The organism is Streptomyces sp. NPDC107528 (assembly GCF_055639295.1).
In genome coordinates this window covers 206,956-226,773 of record NZ_JBVKAV010000005.1, presented here as the reverse complement: position 1 = coordinate 226,773, position 19,818 = coordinate 206,956, and the positions used below count along the sequence as shown (strand labels likewise).

Genomic DNA, 19,818 nt, shown 5'->3' with positions numbered 1-19,818 from the left:
CGGTCATGCCGGAGGCCTCAGCGGGTGCAGTCGCGGATGCCCCTACGGCTGCCGTCTTGAACGGCGGCGCAGCGGTCATGCCGCGTGGCACTGCGGCTCCGGCAGCGCAGGGCAGCGCAGTGGTCGTACCAGAAGCGTCAGCAGCTGCCGTCCCGGATGCCCCTACAGCGGCCGGACCGGACAGCGGCGCAGCGGTCATGCCGCGTGCCTCTGCGACTCCGGCAGCGCATGGCAGCGCAGTGGTCGTACCAGAAGCGTCAGCAGCTGCCGTCCCGGATGCCCCTACAGCGGCCGGACCGGACGGCCGCCCCACGGTCACGCCGGATGTCTCCGCGGCTGTGCTCCCGGCTGCCGTACCGGGCGGACGCCCGGCGATCACGCCTGGTCCCCGACTGCAGTGGGCCTTGCCGGGGCTGCGACGGTGGTCGGCCTCGCCGGCCCCCCGCTGGTCGCAGCACCCCGGGCGAGGTCGATCCGAGCCGCGGGCGTCGGCGTGCCGGGTACGGGCACCCGGGCGCTGAACAGGGCTCCGTCGTCCGGGCCCGGTGCGGCGAGGCCCACCCGGGCTGTCGTGATGTGCAGGACGTCCTGGGCGAGGCACAGCCCGGCCGGCTGCCGCGCGGGCAGCCGCAGGGTGCGTTCGAGCGTGCCGTCGGGCAGGTGGCGGCGGACGGTGCCGGTGCCCCAGACGGCGATCCACACGGCGCCTTCGACGTCGACCACCATGCCGTCGGGGCTGCCCTCCGCGATCGTGACGAATTCCTGGGGTGTGCCGAGGTCCGCCGTCACGGGGTCCACGGGATGGCGCCGGACCACCCCCCGCGCACTGTCGGCGAGATACATGACGCTGCCGTCCGGCGTGAACGCCGGCCCGTTGGGCACGGTGATGCCCTCCAGTACCCGAACGACCGTGCCGTCCAGGTCGAGGCGGTACAGCGAACCGGCGCCCGCCTCGGCGTCGTAGGCCATGCTGCCGGCCCAGAAGCGGCCGAACGGGTCGGCGACGGCGTCGTTCATGCGCATGGCGGTCCGGGCGTTGTCCTCCGGCCGAGCCAGCCAGTCGACCGTGCCGTCGGAGTGGAGGACGCAGATGCCGGTGCCCGCGGCGGCGATCCAGGTGCCGGCGTGACCGGCCAGGGGTGCCACCGCGCCCAGGGGGACAGGGAGTTGGGCCACCGTGCGCAGGGGTGCCGTGGGGTCGTCCGGGGCCGACAGGAGACGGCCGGCGAGGATGTCGACGAGGACGATGCCGGAGCCGGTCCAGCGGATGCCCTCGCCCAGTTCGAGCCGGTCGGGTCGGGTGGGGCGCAGTTCTGCGGTCATCGCGTCGCCTCTTCCACGACCTTGCGGAAGGTTTGGGCGCGTTCCCTGAGCGCGGTGATGCTGCCGCCGTCGGCCGCGTCGCCGACGAGAGGGGAGCCGACGCCGACCGCGATCGCACCGGCCGCGAGGCACGCACGGGCGACGTCCTCGTCCACTCCGCCCACCGGGACGAACGCGGCGTCGGGGAACGGGCCGCGCAGGGCCTTCACATAGGCCGCTCCCCCGGCCTCGGCGACCGGGAAGACCTTCAGCGCGGCCACTCCCATGGCCTGGGCCGCGATGATCTCGGTCGGGGTCAGCACGCCGGCGAGGACCGGCATGCCCAGCTCCCGCGCCGCGCGGACGCCGTCGCCGAGTCCTGGGGTGACGGCGAAGTCGGCTCCGGCGCTGTGGGCGGCGCGGGCGTCCTCGGCGGTGAGGACGGTGCCGGCGCCGAGGGGTCGGTCCGGGCCGAGCGTGGTCCGCGCGCGTTCGATGACGGAGAGGGCGTCCGGCGCGGCGAGGGAGACCTCGATGAGTTCGACGCCCTCCTCGGCCAGGGCCAGCACGGTGCGCAGTGCGGCGTCGGGGTCGCCGCCCCGCACTATCGCGACCAGGCGGTGGGTGGCGAGCGCGGCGGTCAGGTCCACGGACGGTGCTCCTTCTGGGCGGGGGTCGAGGGGCAGCGGCAGGCCCCGGTGAGCGTGAGACGCCAGCGGACCTCGCCGGACGCCGGTACCCGCGCGGCGTCGTCGGGGCCCGCGTCGGCGAGGTCGAAGACGCGGCCGAGCATGGGCTCCACGCCCGTGCTCCGGTACGGGTGCGTCTGGGGGTAGCCGGCGAGGTTGCGCCACAGGGCGGTCGACACGGGCTGTCCGTCCGCCACCAGCTCCAGGGCGAGCCGGTCGCGGTCGTCGTGGACGCAGCACCGCGCCGAGTCGACGACCGCCCCGACCGCGGTGCCGTCGTCGGGGCCGAGCCGGTCGAGGGGAAGTCCGTGGGGCGCGGGCCAACTGCCGGTGATCCAGGGTGCCCCGGCGGGCCAGCTCCGAGCGAGGAGCGGGGCAGCCTCGGGGAAGAGGCGGGTGGTCGCGCCGGCGGGCATGCGCAGGGTGGCGTGCGGGGAGAGGTCGAGCAGGGCGTGCGCGGCCCAGACGAAGCGGAACCCGGGCCGTGCGGTGAGGGTGTAGTCGACCTGGGTGCCGTCGGGCGTCGCGCGGATCGACCGTGCGAGGGCGAAGGATTCGCACTCGACGTGTTCGGTGTCGCCGGTGCGGGTCCAGGGGCGTGACCAGACGTCGCCGTGATCGGGGAGGCCGCGGACGGTGGGGATGCACTCCTCGAGGCCGCCCGCGTCCACGAACGCATCACCCGGTACGGCCCTGTCCCGTTCCGGCGCCGAACGGTGCCAGAGCCATTCACGGCCCGCCGAACGCAGGGACGTCCAGCGGCCGCCGTGCGCGGGGTCGGTGGTGATGGCCGGCACGGTCGTCACCACTCGGCGAAGGAGCCGTCGGCGTGCCGCCAGAGGGGGTTGCGCCAGGCGTGTCCGGTGCGGTCGGCCGCCCGTACTGCCGCCTCGTCGATGGTGATGCCCAGGCCCGGCGCGTCGTTCAGCGGTGCGTGGCCGGCCACGAAACGGAACGGCGCGGGGTCGGCGAGGTAGGACAGCAGGTCGGCGTCCTTGTTGTAGTGAATGCCGCGGCTCTGTTCCTGGATCAGGAAGTTGGTTGTGGCGAAGGCGACTTGGAGGCTGGCGGCCAGCGCGATCGGGCCGAGCGGGCAGTGCGGGGCGAGCTGGGCGCCGTAGGTGTCGGCGAGGGAGGCGATGCGGTGGACCTCGGAGATGCCGCCGGCGTGCGACAGGTCGGGCTGGGCCACGGCGATGCCCGAGGTGAGGGCGGGCAGGAACTCGGCGCGGGAGTAGAGGCGTTCGCCGGTGGCGAGGGGGATCGGGGTCGCGGCGACCAGGCCGGGCAGGAGATGGCCGTGTTCGGGGACGACGGGTTCCTCGACGAACAGCGGGTGCAGCGGGGCGAGTTCGGCCAGGACCCGGCGTGCGCTCGCGGCGGTGAAGCGGCCGTGGAAGTCCACGGCGACGTCGCGGTCGGGGCCGAGCGCCTCGCGGGCGGCGGCCACGCGGGCGACGACGCCCGCGGTCTCGGCCGCGGTGCCGATCGGCGAGGTGGCGCCGGCGCCGTTCATCTTGACCGCGGTGAAACCGGCCTCGACCTGGGCGGCTATCTGCTCGGTGAGCTCGGCGGGTTCGTCGCCGCCGACCCAGGCGTAGACCCGGACGCGGTCGCGCACGGGGCCGCCCAGCAGGGCGTGCACGGGGGCTCCGTACGTCTTGCCGGCGATGTCCCACAGGGCCTGGTCGAGGCCGGCGACGGCGCTCGAGAGGACGGGGCCACCGCGGTAGAAGCCGCCCTTGGTGAGGACCTGCCAGTGGTCCTGGATGCGCAGCGGGTCCTGGCCGACGAGGTACTCGGCGAGGACATCCACCGCCGCGCGGACGACCTCGGCCCGTCCCTCGACGACGGGTTCGCCCCAGCCGACCACGCCGTCGTCGGTCTCGATCCGGCAGAACAGCCAGCGCGGCGGGACCAGGAACGCTTCAATGCGGGTGATCTTCACTTACCGCCGTTGCCTTTCGTGTCGTCGGGTCCGTCGATCCGGTCCAGGTCGCGTCCGGCCTGGACGAGCAGGGCCCGCATCGCCGCCTCCGCGGCCTGCGCGTTCCGGTCGCGTACGGCGTCCAGGACGGCCCGGTGGGCCGGTACGGGGTCCTCGCTGTGCGGGTGGCTGTGCACGATGCGGTCGCGGTGGGCGAGGCCGGGCTCGATGACCATCTCCATGCGCTGGAGCAACTCGTTGTGGGTGGCGCAGAGCAGGGCGCGGTGGAAGGCGAGGTCGGCCTCCACGGCCAGTCCCGGGTCGGAGCCCTGCTCGCCCATCGCCTCCAGCGCCGCGTCCAGGGCCGCCAGGTCGGCGTCGGTACGGCGTTCGGCGGCGAGGCGTACGGCGGCCGGCTCGACGATGGCGCGTACTTCGGCGAGGTCGGCCAGCAGCGTCCGGTCGGCGTCGGTGGCGAGGTCGGCGCCCTCGAACTGCCAGCGCAGCACGTCGGCGTCGAGGAGGTTCCAGTCGGCGCGGGCTCTGACGAAGGTGCCGCGTTTCTGGCGGGCGTCGACCATCCCCTTGGCGGCGAGGACCTTCAGGGACTCGCGCAGGGCGGTGAGACTGACGTCCAACTCGCTCTGCAGCGCCACCAGGTCGAGCGTGGCTCCCTCGGGGATCCGGCCGCCCAGGATGCGGCGGGCGAGGGCCTCCACTGTCTGGCCGTGCACGCCGCGGCGGGCGTAGGGCGTCATGTCGTACAGCCTTTCTGCTGGGGAGTGGGGACGGCGGCGGTCATGCGGACGCCTTGACGACGCTCCAGCCGCCGTCCACGACGAGGCTCGTGCCGGTGATGTAGGCGGCTTCGTCGGCGCTCAGGAAGGCGATGGCCGCGGCCACCTCCTCGGGGGTGCCGAAGCGGCGGGCGGCCGTCTCGGCGACGCTGCGCTCGCGGTCCTCGGGCGGCACCCGGTCCCAGGCGGCGGTGAGGATGGGGCCCGGCAGGACGGCGTTGACGCGGACGTCGGGCCCGTACTCGACGGCGAGCTGACCGCACAGGGACAGCAGCGCGCCCTTGGACGCGGCGTAGGCGGGGTGGCCGGGGATGCCCACGCGGGCGTGGACGGACGAGGTCAGCACGGTCGCTCCACGCCGGGCCCGCAGATCGGGCAGCAGCGCCCGGAAGCCGAGGAAGCTCGCGGTGAGGTTGACGGAGAGCTGCCGCTGCCAGGACTCCAGGGTCATCTCGTGGGCCGGGACGACGTCGACGGTGTAGGCGTTGCCGACGAGGACGTCCACGGGTCCGAAGCCGTGGGCGGCGGCCACGATCCGCTGCCAGTCGTCCTCGGCCGCCACGTCGGCCCGCACGAACCGGGCCCGGCCCCCGTCCTTCACGATCCGTTCGGCGACCGCCGTGCCGCGTTCCGGCGACACGTCGGCGAGGACGACGGCGGCTCCCTCCGCCGCGAGGCGTGCGGCGGTGGCGGCGCCGATGCCTGAGGCCGCACCGGTGACCACGGCCGTGCGGCCGGTGAAGCGGTCCATCGTGATCGACTCCTTCGTGAGCGTGTCGCGCATGCTCCGTGAGCGGGGACAGGCCGTGCGGGAAACATATGCGGCTCACTGACGTTTCAGTACCACCAGGTCCGCATCATGATCGGCACTCCAGGCGAACGGCAGCCCGTAGTGCAGCAGATGGGCGCCGCTGTACGTCGTCCCGGTGGCGGTGTCCCGATAGCGTGCCGTCGGCTCCAGTGCCCGCAGCCGGAGCCGGTCGGGGCGGCCGGGCACGAGGGGCGAACCGTCGAGCCGTCCGGTGCCGAGCGCGGCGACGACCGTGCGGTCCCCCGCGTCGTACTGCACCCCGCAGGTGGCGTCGGCAGGCGAGCCGAGCAGCCGGGCCTCTCCGTGGTGGATGACCTCGCGCAGTTCCTTGTAGCGGGCGATCCACAGCGCGGCCTCGGTCCGCTGCTCCGGCGTCCATGCGCGCAGGTCGGCCCCGATGCCCAGGACCCCGCACATGGCGTTCACGAAGCGGAAGGCGAGGCTGCGCGGGCGTGGGTCGAAGACGCCGGGCGCGTCGGTGACCCAGGAGCTCATGACGTGCGGGGCGTGGGCGTGCAGGAAGCCGTACTGGATGGACAGCCGGTCCAGCGGGGCGGTGTTGTCGCTGGGCCAGACGACGTCGGTGCGGGCCAGGGTGGCGTGGTCGACGCGGGCGCCGCCGCCCGCGCAGCCCTCGACGGTGACGTCGGGGTGGGTGGTGCGCAGGTGGTCGAGGACGCGCAGGTAGCCGTGGACGTGCTCGGCGTCCAGGTCGAGGCGGTCGGCTCGCCCGGCGCCGGGTCGGCCGCGTTCGGTGGGCGGGCGGTTCATGTCCCACTTCAGATAGCTGATGTCGTACGTGCCGAGGAGCCGGTCCAGGGTGCCGATCACGAAGTCCTGAACGTCGGTGCGGCCGAGGTCGAGCAGGAGCTGGTTGCGGATCAGTCGGGCGGGCCGGCCGTCGATGCGGTAGACCCAGTCCGGGTGTTCGGTGTGGAGCCGGCCGCCGGGGCTGACGGCCTCGGGTTCGACCCACAGGCCGAAGTCGAGGCCCAGGCCGTGCACCTCGTCGACGAACCGGTCGAAGCCCTGCGGGAAGCCGGCCGGGTCGGGGTACCAGTCGCCGAGCCCACCGGTGTCGTCGCCGCGGCCGGTGAACCACCCGTCGTCGACGACGAACAGCTCGGCCCCGATGTCCGCCGCCGCCTTCGCCAGCTCCAGCTGTCCGGCGGCGTCGACGTCGAAGCCGGTGGCCTCCCAGGAGTTGTAGAGGACCTTGCGGGGGCGGTGCAGCCGGTCGCCGGCGAGGTGGCGTTCGTAGCGGTGCCAGACGCGGGACAGACCGTCGAGTCCGTCGGGGCTGAAGGCGCAGGCGAGGCGGGGAGTGACGAGGGTGTCTCCGGGCGCGAGGAGGATCGCGCCTTCGTGGGGGACCCGCCCGGCGCGCACGCGCACCGAGCCGCCCGGTTCGGCCTCGGCGGTGATGTGCCAGTTGCCCGGCCATTCGAGTGCGATGCCGTACGTGGCCTGCGCGTCCCCGTCCTGCACGGCGAGCCAGGGCGCGTAGGCGTGTCCGGGGGCGCCCTGGAGGCTGCCCATGGTGAACGTCCCCCTGGGCAGGTCGAGTTGGGTGCGCTGGAATTCCTGCGACCACTGGCCGGTGAGGTAGGTGAGGCGGGCCGCGTCGGTCACCGGGATGTTCACTGCGCCGGAGTCGAACCGCTCCAGTCGCAGTTCCTCCCTGCCGGTGTGCTCGGTCCAGCGGAGGATCACGTCCGTGCCCGGCACGGTCTCGTAGCAGAGGACCGTACGCAGGCCGAGCGTCTCGTCGGTGAAGGCGAGCCGCAGCGTTCCCTCCTCTTCCTCCGCTCCGTCGAAGTCCCACCACACGCCCCGCTCCTGGCCCGGGCGTGCCGCGATGAGGTCGGCGCCGGTGAACGGCCGTAGTCCGTGCGGCAGATACTCGGCGGGGGCCGCGTCGGCGGGCGTGATGAAGTGGGTCCGCCTGGAGCGGTCGAGGGCACAGGGCCCGTGCTCGACGCCGAGCGGGCCCCAGGCGTCGAGTTCGGCCCACGGGCCCTGCTCGGAGAGACGCACTGTGTAGCTGGTGTGCTCGGTGCGCAGGGTCCAGCGCAGGTGCGAGGTCACTTCACCGCTCCCAGGTTGAGGCCGGCCACGAAGTGCCGCTGGAACCGCAGGAACACGGCGACGGTGGGCGCGGCGGCGATGACGGAGCCGGCGGCGATCACGTTCCACATCGACACGTACTGTCCCTGGAGTCCGATGAGGGCGGCGGTGATCGGCATCTTGGTGTCGCTGCGCAGCACGGTGATCGCCCACAGCAGGTCGTTGAAGATCCACGTGAACGACAGGGCGCTCAGCGCGGCGAGGGCGGGCCGGGTCAGCGGCAGGATGATCCGCCAGAAGATCTGCCAGGGTCCGGCGCCGTCGACGACCGCGGCCTGCTGGATCTCGGCAGGCAGTGCCCGCATGAAGCCGTGCAGGACGAAGACGTAGAACCCGACACCGAAGCCGATCTGCACGCCGATGAGCGCGGTCAGGGTGTCGTGGACGCCCATCAGCTCGCTCAGCTTGGACACCGGGATGAGCAGGATCTGCGGCGGGAGCAGGTTGCCGCCGAGCATGAGCAGCAACAGGGAGCGGCGCAGGGGCAGTTCGTAGCGGCTGAGGGCGAACGCGGCCATGGCCGCCAGGGCCAGCGTCACCAGGACGCACGGGACGGTGACGAGCAGGCTGTTGATCAGGGCGCGCTGCTGGCCGCCGTCGACCCAGGCCAGCCGGAAGTTGTCCAGGGTGAAGGAGCGGGGCCAACTGCCCAGGCCGTGCGCGGCGATGTCGTCGAAGGAGCGCAGGCTGGTCACCAGGACCAGGACGATGGGCAGCAGCCACAGCACCGCGAGCGCACCGGCGCCGAGGTGGAATCCCGCGGTGGCGGTACGGCGGCGGCGCAGCGCCGCGGATCCGGCGGAGGGGCGCGTGGCCGGGGTACGGGTGGCGTCGGCACGGGTGGTCGCCATCAGTCGGTCTCCCGGAAGGCGCGCACGAGGTAGGAGGCGATGACGCCGAACGCCAGCAGGAAGATGACGACGGCCAGGGCGGAGCCGTATCCGAGGCGCAGGGACTGGAAGGCGGTCGAGTACATGTAGGTGCTCAGCAGTTCGGACGAGTGGTAGGGGCCGCCGCGGGTCAGCGACCAGACGACGTCGAAGGAGCGCAGCGAGTCGATGACGATGACGGACAGAACGACCGCGTTGACGCTGCGCAGTTGGGGCAGGGTGACATGCCGGAAGCGCTGCCAGGCGCTCGCACCGTCGACCTTGGCTGCCTCGTACAGCGCCGGGTCGATGCCCTTGAGCCCGGCGAGGTAGAGGACCATCACGTAGCCGATCTGCCGCCACAGCGCGGGCACGATGACCGCGTACAGGGCTGTGTCCTGGTCTGCGAGCCAGGCGTGCCGCAGGCTGCCGAGGCCCACCGACTCCAGGCGTTGGTTGAGGACGCCGTCGGGCTGGTAGATGGCCTGCCAGACCAGGGCGGTGGCGACCAGGGAGAACACGACGGGCAGGAAGAGGGCGGCGCGGTAGAAGCCGATGCCGCGCCGCTCCTGCTGGAGCAGCAGGGCGGCGGCCAGGCCCAGCAGGGCGGAGAGGCCGCCGAACAGCACCAGCCACAGCACGGTGTGCCCGACCGCACCGCGGAAGATGTCGTCCCCCGCCATCTCCCGGAAGTTGTCCAGGCCGACGAACTTCGGTGCCGACACGCCGTCCCAGCTGGTCAGGGCGAGATAGAAGCCCTGCAGCGCGGGCCAGAACACCCACACCGCCTCGGCGAGCAGCGGGACGAGGACGAAGGCGACCACCAGCGGGGGTGTGCGCCGCGGTCCCCGGCCCCGGCCGCCACGGGACGGCGCCGGGACCGGGAGCTTGCGATGGGGGGCGGTCAGGACGGCCATGTCAGGCGTTCCAGATCTTCTCGGCGTCGCGCTGCCAGTCGGTGAGGATGCTCCCGATCTCCTTGGGCTTGGCGAGGAACTTGGTCAGCGCGGTGTCGGCGGTGGGCTGGAGAGCGTCGCTGGAGTCACGGTTGAAGTACTGGGTGATCTCAGCGGCCTCCTCGATGTGCTTACGGCCCTTCTTCACCAGCGCGGTGCCGGCGTCGGCGGCGTCGGGGTGGCAGGGCAGCGCGGTGCCGGACGATCCCTTGATGTAGATCTCCTGCGCCTCGGCCGTGGCGAGGTAGCCCAGCAGGTCGAGCACCCCGTCGCGGCGTCCGGTGCGCGCGCTGGCGAAGTAGCCGTCGGTGGGGGCCTCTTCGGCGAGCGGGACCTTCGCGTCGATGACCGGGAAACGGAAGAAGTCGATGTCGTCGAGGGCGTCCCTGGGTGCCGCGTCGGCGAAGAAGGTGCCGATCAGCATCATGCCGCTGCGGCCGTTCAGCAGCGCGGTCGTGGCGTCCTGGAAGGCGCCGGCCGTGCCGTTCGGGTCGAAGTACGGCAGCACTTCCTGCCAGCGGTCGAAGACCTTGCGCACCTCGGGGTCGTCGAACCGGTGCTGTCCGGCGAGCAGTTGGCGGTGGTACTCGGCGCCGTTGATGCGGATGTCGAGGTAGTCGAACCAGGCGGAGGCCACCCAGGCGGTGTTGCCGCCGGCGCCCAGCCCGATCGGGGCGACGCCCTTGCTCTTGAGCTTGTCGCACAGGTCGAGGAAGTCGTCCCAGGTCTGCGGCTCGCGCACGTCCCACTTGGCGAAGTTGGACTTCCGGTAGAACATGCCCCACCAGTAGTAGGTGGTGGGCACGAAGACCTTCTTGCCTGAGCCGGCGGTGCACAGTGAGTTCAGTGCCTTGGAGTAGCGCTTGAGGTCAGGTGAGTCCCAGAGCTCGCCCAGGTCGAGCAGCAGGTCCTTCTTCGCGTAGGCGTCCGCCACCGAGCCCGGGTACCAGGTGTACACGTCCGGCGGGTTGGCGGAGGTCAGGTACGTCGGCAGCTGGGTGCGGAACGTCTCCGCGGCGACCGTGTTGAGGCTGACGCTCCCGGCGTCCTTCTTGCCGTAGGCGGCGACGATGTCCTCCATCGCCGCCTTGGCCTGCGGCGCCGACAGGTTGGACTGGAGGGTGACAGCGCCCGTGGACGAGGACTTCGAGGAGGAGGTGGACGTGACACAGCCGCTGAGCAGCGAGGCCGTCCCGGCGGCGCCGACTCCGGCGAGGAAGCGCCGTCGGCTGGGCTGAGGGTTGGTCATGGAGTGCTCCCTGTGGGTCCGCGCGGCGGATCCAGGTTCACGTGGCGCTTCCACCACGTCAAGATTAATTACTAATTTATTTGAACTGGGTCCGGTGGACATATCCGTCGACCCCGCGGAACACGGCGTCGACCGCGCCGCCCTCCCCCGCGACCACCCCGAGCGAGCCCTCGAAGGCGGCACCGGGGAACTCCTCCCGCTTCGACCAGCCCTGCCAGGCCGCACCGTCGTAGCGCCGCTGCCAGAGCGTGTAGTCACCGGCCCGCGCGTACAGCACCACTGCGCCCCCCACGGCGACGAGGGTCGGACTGCCGCTCACGGTTCCGCCGAGCGAGGTCCACTGCGACCACTCCCCCGAGGCGTCCCGCGTCCGCGTCCACACGTCGTCCGCCGAGGTCCGCACGACGACATGGACCCGCCCTTGCGCGTCGACGGCCGCGGACGGCCTGCCGTACGTCGGCCGGTCACCCGGCGCGCCCAGCGACGACCAGTTGGAAGACGGCCCGCGCTGCACGATCCGCCCGTCCGCCCCGCGCGCGACGAGAGTCCAGTGCGTGGGGTCGGTGAACGCCACCGACGGCGCGTCGGTCACGCGCCCGCCCAGGCTCTGCCAGCCACCCCAGCGTCCGTCGTCGAACACCCGCCTGTACACACGGGAGTCGGCGCCGCGCACGAAGACGTCGATACGGCCGCCGACGGACGCGTAGGCGGCGGGCTGGCCGAGGATCCCGCCCCTGGCCGGGCCTGCGAGGTCCCTGGTACGCGGCGTTCCGCTGCCGTTCGTCGACGCCGAGTGCTGGACGAGGTTTCCGCGGGGGCCGCGGAAGAACGTGCTGAGCGTGTCGCCGGTGCGCACCACAGCCGGGCTCGCGGTGGCCTTCTCCCCCAGGCCGGTGCCGGGCAGGGCGTCCGCGCCGGTCAGCGTCAGGAACGCGGTGCCGTGGGCGGGGACCTCGACGGTGTACGACCCGGTGTGCGTGCCACGATCGGCGCGCGCCCGCAGGTCGCGCACCTCGACCGCACCGCCCAGTGCCGCGTCGGCGAAGTTCACGGTGCGCTGGACCGGCTGGTCGGAGCGGTTGAGGAGGACGACCGCGCGGCGGCCCTGCCCCGAGAGGACCTTGCTGTAGACGTCGCCCACGGAGTCGGTGGCGACACGGACGCCCTGGACGGCGAGCGGGTCCTGGTTGACGGCGATGATCTCGGGGTTGCGGAGGGTCCTGATCATCGACTCGGACAGGGTGCGCGGGTCGGAGCCGAGGACGAGCGGCGAGGCCATCTCGGCCCACATCACGAACTGGGTGGTGGACTCCTCCTGCGTCAGCTCGTACGACCCGTCGGTCATGCGGCGCATCGGGATGAGGTAGTCGGGGTCGTTGTAGTGACCGGGCCCCTGAGCCTCCGGGTGCCAGGCGTTGGCGTCCATGTTGCGCAGCACGTTGGGCCACTGGCCGGGGCTCGGGGTACCCGAGGCGATGTCCGTCCCGGTGCGCCAGGAGTCCGCGATGGTCGGGGCGTAGGCGTAGGTGTTGTGCGCGTCCTGCTCGGGTGTGTGCGGCAGGCCCCAGTCGTCGGTGAGCGGGTTGCAGAGGTTGAGCAGCATCCTGCGGCCGGACTTGGCGACGGCGTCGCTGAACTCCTTGAACGCGGGCCCGGGATCGAGCTTCGCCCCGATGCCGCACAGGAAGTCGACCTTGATCGCGTCGATCTTCCAGTCGGCGAACTGCCGTGCGTCCTGGTCGTAGTGGCCGCGGCTGCCGAGCCCGCAGGTCTTGCCGCCGTCGTAGGTGCCGGCGTCGGTGTAGATGCCGGCTTTCAGTCCGCGCCGGTGGAGGTAGGAGACCAGGGCCGGGATGCCGGACGGGAAGCGGTCGGGGTGGGCCGTCAACCGCCCCTGCGTGTCACGGGGGTTGTCGGCCTGCCAGCCGCCGTCCAGCCACACGATGTCGTAGCCGCTGTCGCGCAGCCCGCTGCTGACGAGCTTGTCGGCGACCGCCCTGACCTCCTTCTCGGTGGGCGCGCCGAGCCCGTAGTAGGTGTTCCAGCCCATGTACGGCGTGGGGGCGAGTCCGCTGTCGTAATAGTCGGGCGCGCCCTGGTCAACGGCGGTGTGCGCGGTGGCGGTGGGGGTCGCGGACGCGGTCAGGACCACGGAGATCGCGGTCGCGAGGGCGAGTGAAGTCACGTGCCTCTCCCGGAGGTTGGGAAGCAGGAGGAGGTGTGACGCGGGCCGTGCAGGGGGCCGGGGCCGTCGGCGTCACGGCGATGACTGTGGCGCGCGGCCGGAACCCTGTCAATATTAATTACTAATTTAAAGAAACACGGATTCGGCCGTGCCGGAAGTCTTGACGGGCTCACGCCCGCGGTGCAGGGTTTGACAACGTTGTCAGGCGCTGTTCGACAACGTTGTCACACCCCTGCTCTCAGGTCGCCTCGTTCACCGGACATCCCTGATCGGAGCCCTTGTCCCATGCCGGATCAGCCTTCTGTGCCGTCCCGCCGTGCCGTACTCGCCGCCGGGTCCACCCTTCTCGCGGGCTTCGGGATCGGCATGAGCCTGCCGCCCGGCGCCGCCTCGGCCGGAACCGGCCACCCGCGCCAGGCTCCCACCCGAGGCGAACTCGCCGCGTACCGACCGGTGTCGGTCTCCTCCACCGACCATGCCCCCACGCCGGCCGAGTTCGCGGTGGACGGCCTCGACGGCGTGGGGGTGCGCGGGACGGGCTGGCGTGCCGCAGGCGGTGACCCGCAGTGGATCTGCGTCGACCTCCAGGCGCTGTGCGAGGTGGAGTCGCTGCGGCTCACCTTCGAGGCGACCGCGGACGATCCGCCCTACGTCGACGCGCCCGGGGGCAATCCGCGGGACAACACCACCGGACAGGAGGTCCTGTCCAGCTGCGCGGTCGGCTTCGTGATCGAGACCTCGCGCGACCGCGAGTCGTGGACGTCCGTGTACCGCACCGAGTCCGGCCGGGGCGGCGTCGTGGAGATCGCGCTGCCCCGGCCGGTCAGCGCGCGGTGGGTGCGCATGACCGTCCACAAGCGCTCCAACGCCAACCCCCTGGGCCTCAACGGCCTCCAGGTGTACGGCACGTGCGGCGAGCGCCGCCCGGACGCCACCGGCTGGACGGACTGGGGCGTCCGGCACCGCACGCCTGAGGCGCTGAAGGTCGCCGCGGACGGCACCGTACCGCTGGAGTCCGGCTGGGAGCTGACGATGGACGACTGGGCCGGCGGGGAGGGCACCGACCTGTCGGAGCCGTCGGTGGACACCAGCCGCTGGCTGCCGGCCACGGTGCCCGGCACCGTGCTGTCCTCCCTGGTGGACCAGGGGCACCTGCCCGACCCGGTCGCCGGGTTCAACAACCTCCACGTGCCGGAGGCTCTCTCCCGGCACGCCTGGTGGTACAGACGTCAGTTCCGCCTGCCCAAGGGACTGCGCACCGGCACCGGGCGCCGCGTCTGGCTGGAGTTCGACGGCGTCAACCACGAGGCCGAGGTCTGGCTCGACGGCAGCCGGCTCGGCACCGTCGTGTTCCCCTTCGCACGCGCCGCCTTTGACGTCACGAAGTTCCTGACCGGCGGCGGTGATCACGCCCTGGCCGTGCGGATCAAGCCCATGCCGTACCCGGGCAGCCCCGGCGACAAGGGGCCGGCCGGTCTGGCGTTCGTGGACGCCGGGGCGAACATGATGAACCGCAACTCGCCGACGTATCTGGCCGCTTCGGGCTGGGACTGGATGCCGGCGGTGCGCGACCGGGCCGCCGGGATCTGGAACCACGTCCGGCTCCGCTCGACGGGAGCGGCTGTCATCGGCGACCCGCGCGTGGACACCCGGCTGCCCGATCTGCCCGATACCGGCACGGCCGAGCTGACCGTCGTGGTCCCGGTGCGCAACGCGGACTCCGCCGCCCGGAGTGTCACCGTCTCCGCCGCCTTCGACGACGTACGGCTGACCCGGACGGTCACGGTTCCCGCGGGCGAGACGGCCGACGTCACCTTCAGCCCGGCCGATCACCCGCAACTGCGCGTCCGCAAGCCGAAGTTGTGGTGGCCCAACGGCTACGGTGAGCCGGCCCTGCACCGCCTGACCCTCACCGCCTCGGTCGTGGGCGAGGTCAGTGACCGGCGCACGACCCGGTTCGGCATCCGCCAGTTCGGCTACGAGTTCGACGTCCCGCTCACCTTCCAGTCCGGCGGCGACGCCTACGCACAGACCGTCGACTTCGCCCGGCAGAAGGCCCGTCACGTGCGGATCCTGTGCCACCTCCGGGCCACCGAGTGGGGCGCGTCGATGTGGAACCTGTCGGTCGTGAACAGCTCCTCCCCCGGCACCGACCTGGCCCTGCACAGGCCGGCCACGTCGTCGTCCGTGGACGACCCCGCCAATCGGCCCGGCAACGTGACGGACGGCGATCCGAAGACGCGCTGGTCGTCGGAGTTCGAGGACGAGCAGTGGATCGAGGTGGACCTCGGCGCCGCCGTGTCCTTCGACCGCGTGGTCGTCACATGGGAGCAGGCGTACGCGAAGACGTACACCGTCCAGGTCTCCGACGACGGCACCGACTGGCGGGAGGCCTCGGCCGTCGACAACACCGCTGCTCCGCTCCCCTTCCGCACTGCGGGCGCGGCGGCCCTTCAGAACGTGGAGTTCGAGGCGCGGACCGCACGCCACGTCCGGGTGCTGTGCCACAGCCGGGCGACGAGCTGGGGCGCGTCGATGTGGAACCTGTCGGTCGTGAACAGCTCCTCCCCCGGCACCGACCTGGCGCTGCGCAAGACGGCCACCGCGTCCTCGGAGGAGGGCACGGGCGGCAGAGCGGCCAACGCCGTGGACGGCGATCCGGGCACCCGCTGGTCCTCGGCGTACGAGGACGGGCAGTCGATCCAGGTCGACCTGGGCGAGCGGGTGAGGTTCGACCGCGTGGTCATCCTGTGGGAGCAGGCATACGCGAAGAAGTACACCGTCCAGGTGTCCGACGACGGCGAGGACTGGACGGACGTGAAGTCCGTCGACAACTCGACCGTGCCGCTCAAGATCAGCGTCAATGGGGTCCGGGTGTTCTGCCGGGGCGGCAACTGGGGCTGGGACGAGCTGCTGCGGCGGATGCCCGCCGAGCGGATGGACGCGGCCGTGCGGATGCACCGCGACATGAACTTCACCATGATCAGGAACTGGCTGGGGTCCAGCAACCGCGAGGAGTTCTACGCCAGTTGCGACGAGCACGGCCTGCTGGTCTGGAACGACTTCCCCAACGCCTGGGCCATGGACCCGCCCGACCACGAGGCCTTCCTGAGCCTGGCGCAGGACACCGTGCGCCGCTACCGCAGCCACCCCAGCATCGTCGTGTGGTGCGGCGCCAACGAGGGCAACCCTCCCGGCCCGGTCGACGACGGCATGCGTGCCGCGGTCCGCGCCGAGGCGCCCGATCTGCTGTACCAGAACAACTCCGCGGGCGGCATCGTCTCCGGCGGCGGCCCGTACGGCTGGGTCGAACCACAGCGCTACTCCTCCGCGACCACCTACGGCAGCGGCAGCTTCGGCTTCCACACCGAGATCGGCATGCCGGTGCTGCCGACCGCGCAGACCATGCGCCGGCTCGTGGGCGACGAGCCGGAGTGGCCCGTCAAGGGCGCCTGGTACTACCACGACTGGAGCACCCGCGGAAACCAGGCACCGCAGAACTACCGGGCGGCCATCGAAGCGAGACTCGGCGAGGCGAAGGACCTCGACGACTTCTGCCGCAAGGCGCAGTTCGTCAACTACGAGAACTTCCGGGCCATGTTCGAGGCGTGGAACGCCCGGCTGTGGGACGACGCGAGCGGGCTGATGCTGTGGATGTCCCATCCCGCCTGGTACAGCACGGTGTGGCAGACGTACGACTACGACTTCGACGTCAACGGTGCCTACTACGGGGTCCGCAAGGCGAGCGAGGCCGTGCATGTGCAGGCCGACCCGGTGAGCGGGGAGGTGATCGCGGTCAACCACACCCCCCGCCGTATCTCGGGTGCGACGCTCTCGGCGCGCCGCTACGACCTCTCCGGCCGTCGGCTCGGCGCCGAGCAGCGCGCGACCGTGGACGTCGCCGCCTCGTCGACCGCGCCGGCGTTCACCGCGAGCCGCGCGGACGACCTGCCCGGCCTCCATCTGCTGCGGCTGCGCCTGGTGGACGCGCGCGGGGAGCTGCTGGCCGAGAACACCTACTGGCGGTACCGCGAGGCCGGCGACATGCGCGCCCTGAACCAGGTCGCGCGCACGAGGGTGTCGGTGGAGATCACCGACACGAACCGCTCGGGCGACCGCCACGGCCTCACCGCCCGCATACGCAACCGCGGCACGACGGTCGCGGCGATGGTGCGGCTCTCCCTGCTCGACGCCGGGTCCGGTCACCGGGTCCTGCCCACGCTGTACGGCGACAACTACCTCTGGCTGCTCCCCGGCGAGTCCCGCACCGTCACGCTGTCCTGGCCGGCTGCTTCCCTCGCCTCCGGCAGGCCGGCCGTGCGGCTGGAGGGCTACAACGTGCCGACGACGACCGTGGGCCGGGGCCGCACGTGAGGTCGGAGCGCCATTCAGAGACGGCATCGCTGAATCCGATGAAAAGGATGCGTTGGACGTCAGAATCAGGCAGGAGCACAGTGAACACGTCCTCACCTGGACCGAACCACCCCGACCCTGCGGAGAACACTCGATGAACCACGTCGCGGATCCCGAGCGGTACAACGGCACCATGCGATACCGGCGCACCGGACGCTCAGGACTCGACCTTCCCGTGCTGTCCCTGGGGTACTGGCACAACTTCGGTGACGACCGGCCCTTCGAGGCCCAGCGCGAGATCGCCCTGCGCGCCTTCGACCTCGGCATCACCCACCACGACCTCGCCAACAACTACGGCCCGCCGTACGGCTCCGCCGAGATCAACTTCGGCCGGCTGATGAAGCAGGACCTCGCGCCGTACCGGGACGAGCTGGTGGTCTCCACCAAGGCCGGCTGGGACATGTGGCCCGGTCCTTACGGTCAGGGAGGCGGCTCGCGCAAGTACGTGCTCGCCTCGCTCGACCAGTCGCTGCGGCGAACGGGGCTGGAGTACGTCGACATCTTCTACTCCCACCGGCTCGACGCGAGCACGCCGCTGGAGGAGACGATGGGGGCGCTCGACACGGCCGTCCGTCAGGGCAAGGCCCTGTACGTCGGCATCTCCTCCTACGACGCCGAGCGGTCGCGGGAGGCGGCCGCCATCCTCCGGGAGCTGGGCACACCGCTGCTCATCCACCAGCCGTCGTACAGCATGCTCAACCGCTGGATCGAGAACGAGGGCCTGCTGGAGGCCGCCGGGCAGGAGGGCTTCGGCGTCATCGGCTTCACCGCGCTCGCACAGGGGCTGCTGACCGGGCGCTACCTCGACGGCGTCCCCGCCGACTCGCGCGCCACGCAGGGCAAGTCGTTCGACGAGACGTGGCTGTCGGAGGACATGCTGGGCAGGCTGCGTGCGCTGAACGACATCGCGGCGCGCCGCGGCCAGAGCCTCGCCCAGATGGCGCTCGCCTGGGCCCTGCGCGACCCGCGGGTGACCTCGCTGGTCATCGGCGCCTCGCGCACCGAGCAGCTGGAGCAGAACGTGGCCGCGCTGGAGAACCTCGACTTCAGCGACGAGGAACTGGCCGAGATCGACAAGTACGCCACCGACGGCGGCGTCGACCTGTGGCAGGACGCGCGGACCGGAAACCTCGGCTGAGGCATCCGGGCCGCCGGCCCCCACTCGAACCCGGTCGCTGGTATGGACCTGATGCGTCGTCAGGGCTAGGCTCTGCCCGACCCTGAATGAGAGCGCTCTCAGATTGCGGTTGTTCCACCCCACCTTGTTGGAACGACGAAGGGCAACTCCCTTGAGACGCATCAGACTCAAGTACGCCGGCCTCGCCGCGCTCCTGGTCCTCGGCAGCTGGACCGCGGGCGGAACCGCGCGGGCCACGGCGGACGGCTCCCCCACGGTGGCGGATGCCGAACCGGCCTCCCCCGCACTGCTGCAGGCGATGCAGCGCGACCTCGGCCTGTCGAAGGAGCGGGCCGAGGCGCGTCTGGCCGCGGAACGCACCGCCATGGACGTCGCACCGAAGGCGCGCAAGGCCGCCGGGTCCGCCTACGGCGGCTCGTGGTTCGACGCCGACAGCGAACGGCTCACCGTGGCCGTCACGTCGGACGCCGCGCCCGCGACCGTACGGGCGGTCCGCGCCACCGGCGTGACGGTGCGCACCGTCGCGCACAGTGCGCGCGACCTCGACGCGGTCAAGGCACGCATCGACCGTCTCCCGGCGCCGTCCGGGGTGAGCAGTTGGCACGTCGATCCGGCGGCCAACACGGTCGTCGTGAAGGTCGTCCGCGACCAGCGGTCGGACAACGATGTCCGCGGCTTCGTCTCCCGCGCCCGTGCGGCCGGACCCGTCACCGTGGAGGCAATCGCGGCGGCCCCGCGCACCTTCGCGGCGGGAACGGTCGGCGGCGACCCCTACTACACCGGCAACGTCCGCTGCTCCATAGGCTTCTCGGTGCACGGCGGCTTCGTCACCGCCGGGCACTGCGGTGGGCAGGGAGCCGGTGTCCGGGGCTGGGACGGCAGCTACATCGGAACGTTCCAGGGCTCCTCGTTCCCCGACAACGACTACGCCTGGGTGAGCGTCGGCAGCGGTTGGTGGACCGTGCCGGTCGTCCTCGGCTGGGGTACGGTCCCGGACCAGCTCGTACGCGGCTCGGCCGAGGCGCCCGTCGGCACGTCCATATGCCGCTCCGGCTCCACGACGCACTGGCACTGCGGAGCCGTGCTGGCCAAGAACGAGACGGTCAACTACAGCCAGGGCGCGGTGCACCAGATGACGAAGACCAGCGTCTGCGCCGAGGGCGGCGACTCCGGAGGCTCCTTCATCAGCGGTGACCAGGCCCAAGGGGTCACCTCGGGCGGCTGGGGCAACTGCTCCGGCGGCGGGGAGACCTGGTTCCAGCCGGTGAACGAGATACTCGGCCGGTACGGGCTGACCCTGCACACGGCCTGACGCACCGGACCTGATTCGTGGCGCCACACCTGTGAAGCACGAG

Annotated in this window: 14 protein-coding genes; 3 read left to right on the top strand and 11 right to left on the bottom strand. The window is 71.9% G+C overall.

What is annotated here, in order from left to right; translation table 11 throughout:
- Positions 1-375: 375 nt before the first annotated feature.
- The 11 genes from ACZ7L5_RS17910 to ACZ7L5_RS17860 all read right to left on the bottom strand — a co-directional run bounded on the left by ACZ7L5_RS17910 (position 376) and on the right by ACZ7L5_RS17860 (position 12,912).
- Complete coding sequence (locus ACZ7L5_RS17910; protein ID WP_471517633.1) at positions 376-1,323, bottom strand: SMP-30/gluconolactonase/LRE family protein; 948 nt, start codon at positions 1,321-1,323, stop codon at positions 376-378.
- Positions 1,320-1,952: a bifunctional 4-hydroxy-2-oxoglutarate aldolase/2-dehydro-3-deoxy-phosphogluconate aldolase gene (locus ACZ7L5_RS17905; RefSeq protein WP_471517632.1), complete on the bottom strand. Its 633-nt coding sequence runs from the start codon at positions 1,950-1,952 to the stop codon at positions 1,320-1,322. The genes ACZ7L5_RS17910 and ACZ7L5_RS17905 overlap by 4 nt, the downstream gene beginning before the upstream one ends.
- Positions 1,943-2,788: an aldose epimerase family protein gene (locus ACZ7L5_RS17900; protein WP_471517631.1), complete on the bottom strand. Its 846-nt coding sequence runs from the start codon at positions 2,786-2,788 to the stop codon at positions 1,943-1,945. Before ACZ7L5_RS17900 ends, ACZ7L5_RS17905 begins: the two co-directional genes overlap by 10 nt.
- A gap of 5 nt (positions 2,789-2,793) precedes the next feature.
- Positions 2,794-3,939, bottom strand: coding sequence for a galactonate dehydratase (gene dgoD, locus ACZ7L5_RS17895; RefSeq protein ID WP_471517629.1), 1,146 nt, complete (start codon positions 3,937-3,939; stop codon positions 2,794-2,796).
- Positions 3,936-4,676: a FadR/GntR family transcriptional regulator gene (locus tag ACZ7L5_RS17890; protein WP_471517628.1), complete on the bottom strand. Its 741-nt coding sequence runs from the start codon at positions 4,674-4,676 to the stop codon at positions 3,936-3,938. The genes dgoD and ACZ7L5_RS17890 overlap by 4 nt, the downstream gene beginning before the upstream one ends.
- 40 nt (positions 4,677-4,716) lie before the next feature.
- A complete protein-coding gene (locus tag ACZ7L5_RS17885; protein ID WP_471517626.1) occupies positions 4,717-5,499 on the bottom strand; it encodes an SDR family NAD(P)-dependent oxidoreductase in 783 nt (260 codons plus the stop codon).
- Between the two features lie 42 nt (positions 5,500-5,541).
- Positions 5,542-7,614: an alpha-galactosidase gene (locus ACZ7L5_RS17880; RefSeq protein WP_471517625.1), complete on the bottom strand. Its 2,073-nt coding sequence runs from the start codon at positions 7,612-7,614 to the stop codon at positions 5,542-5,544.
- On the bottom strand, positions 7,611-8,504 hold the full coding sequence (locus tag ACZ7L5_RS17875; RefSeq protein ID WP_471517624.1) for a carbohydrate ABC transporter permease: 894 nt from the start codon (positions 8,502-8,504) through the stop codon (positions 7,611-7,613). Before ACZ7L5_RS17875 ends, ACZ7L5_RS17880 begins: the two co-directional genes overlap by 4 nt.
- Entirely contained in the window at positions 8,504-9,439 is a 936-nt protein-coding gene (locus ACZ7L5_RS17870; RefSeq protein WP_471517622.1) for a carbohydrate ABC transporter permease, read from the bottom strand. Before ACZ7L5_RS17870 ends, ACZ7L5_RS17875 begins: the two co-directional genes overlap by 1 nt.
- A 1-nt stretch (position 9,440) precedes the next feature.
- Positions 9,441-10,727: an ABC transporter substrate-binding protein gene (locus ACZ7L5_RS17865; protein WP_471517620.1), complete on the bottom strand. Its 1,287-nt coding sequence runs from the start codon at positions 10,725-10,727 to the stop codon at positions 9,441-9,443.
- A gap of 76 nt (positions 10,728-10,803) precedes the next feature.
- On the bottom strand, positions 10,804-12,912 hold the full coding sequence (locus ACZ7L5_RS17860; RefSeq protein ID WP_471517618.1) for a DUF8189 domain-containing protein: 2,109 nt from the start codon (positions 12,910-12,912) through the stop codon (positions 10,804-10,806).
- A 285-nt stretch (positions 12,913-13,197) separates the two neighbouring features.
- Between ACZ7L5_RS17860 and ACZ7L5_RS17855 the strand changes: the two genes are divergently transcribed.
- From ACZ7L5_RS17855 to ACZ7L5_RS17845, 3 genes are all read left to right on the top strand, one after another.
- Positions 13,198-17,286, top strand: a complete 4,089-nt coding sequence (locus ACZ7L5_RS17855) for a discoidin domain-containing protein (protein ID WP_471517616.1) — start codon at positions 13,198-13,200, stop codon at positions 17,284-17,286.
- Between the two features lie 133 nt (positions 17,287-17,419).
- A complete protein-coding gene (gene mgrA, locus ACZ7L5_RS17850) occupies positions 17,420-18,463 on the top strand; it encodes an L-glyceraldehyde 3-phosphate reductase (RefSeq protein ID WP_365056864.1) in 1,044 nt (347 codons plus the stop codon).
- Positions 18,464-18,614: 151 nt separating this feature from the next.
- Complete coding sequence (locus ACZ7L5_RS17845; RefSeq protein ID WP_471517614.1) at positions 18,615-19,775, top strand: S1 family peptidase; 1,161 nt, start codon at positions 18,615-18,617, stop codon at positions 19,773-19,775.
- Positions 19,776-19,818: the final 43 nt, after the last annotated feature.

Bases quoted from the DNA above. Each gene is read 5' to 3' on its own strand.
- ACZ7L5_RS17910 (WP_471517633.1), bottom strand. From the start codon at position 1,323: ATGACCGCAGAACTGCGCCCCACCCGACCCGACCGGCTCGAACTGGGC.
- ACZ7L5_RS17890 (WP_471517628.1), bottom strand. From the start codon at position 4,676: ATGACGCCCTACGCCCGCCGCGGCGTGCACGGCCAGACAGTGGAGGCC.
- ACZ7L5_RS17885 (WP_471517626.1), bottom strand. From the start codon at position 5,499: ATGCGCGACACGCTCACGAAGGAGTCGATCACGATGGACCGCTTCACC.
- ACZ7L5_RS17875 (WP_471517624.1), bottom strand. From the start codon at position 8,504: ATGGCGACCACCCGTGCCGACGCCACCCGTACCCCGGCCACGCGCCCC.
- ACZ7L5_RS17870 (WP_471517622.1), bottom strand. From the start codon at position 9,439: ATGGCCGTCCTGACCGCCCCCCATCGCAAGCTCCCGGTCCCGGCGCCG.
- ACZ7L5_RS17865 (WP_471517620.1), bottom strand. From the start codon at position 10,727: ATGACCAACCCTCAGCCCAGCCGACGGCGCTTCCTCGCCGGAGTCGGC.
- ACZ7L5_RS17855 (WP_471517616.1), top strand. From the start codon at position 13,198: ATGCCGGATCAGCCTTCTGTGCCGTCCCGCCGTGCCGTACTCGCCGCC.
- mgrA (WP_365056864.1), top strand. From the start codon at position 17,420: ATGAACCACGTCGCGGATCCCGAGCGGTACAACGGCACCATGCGATAC.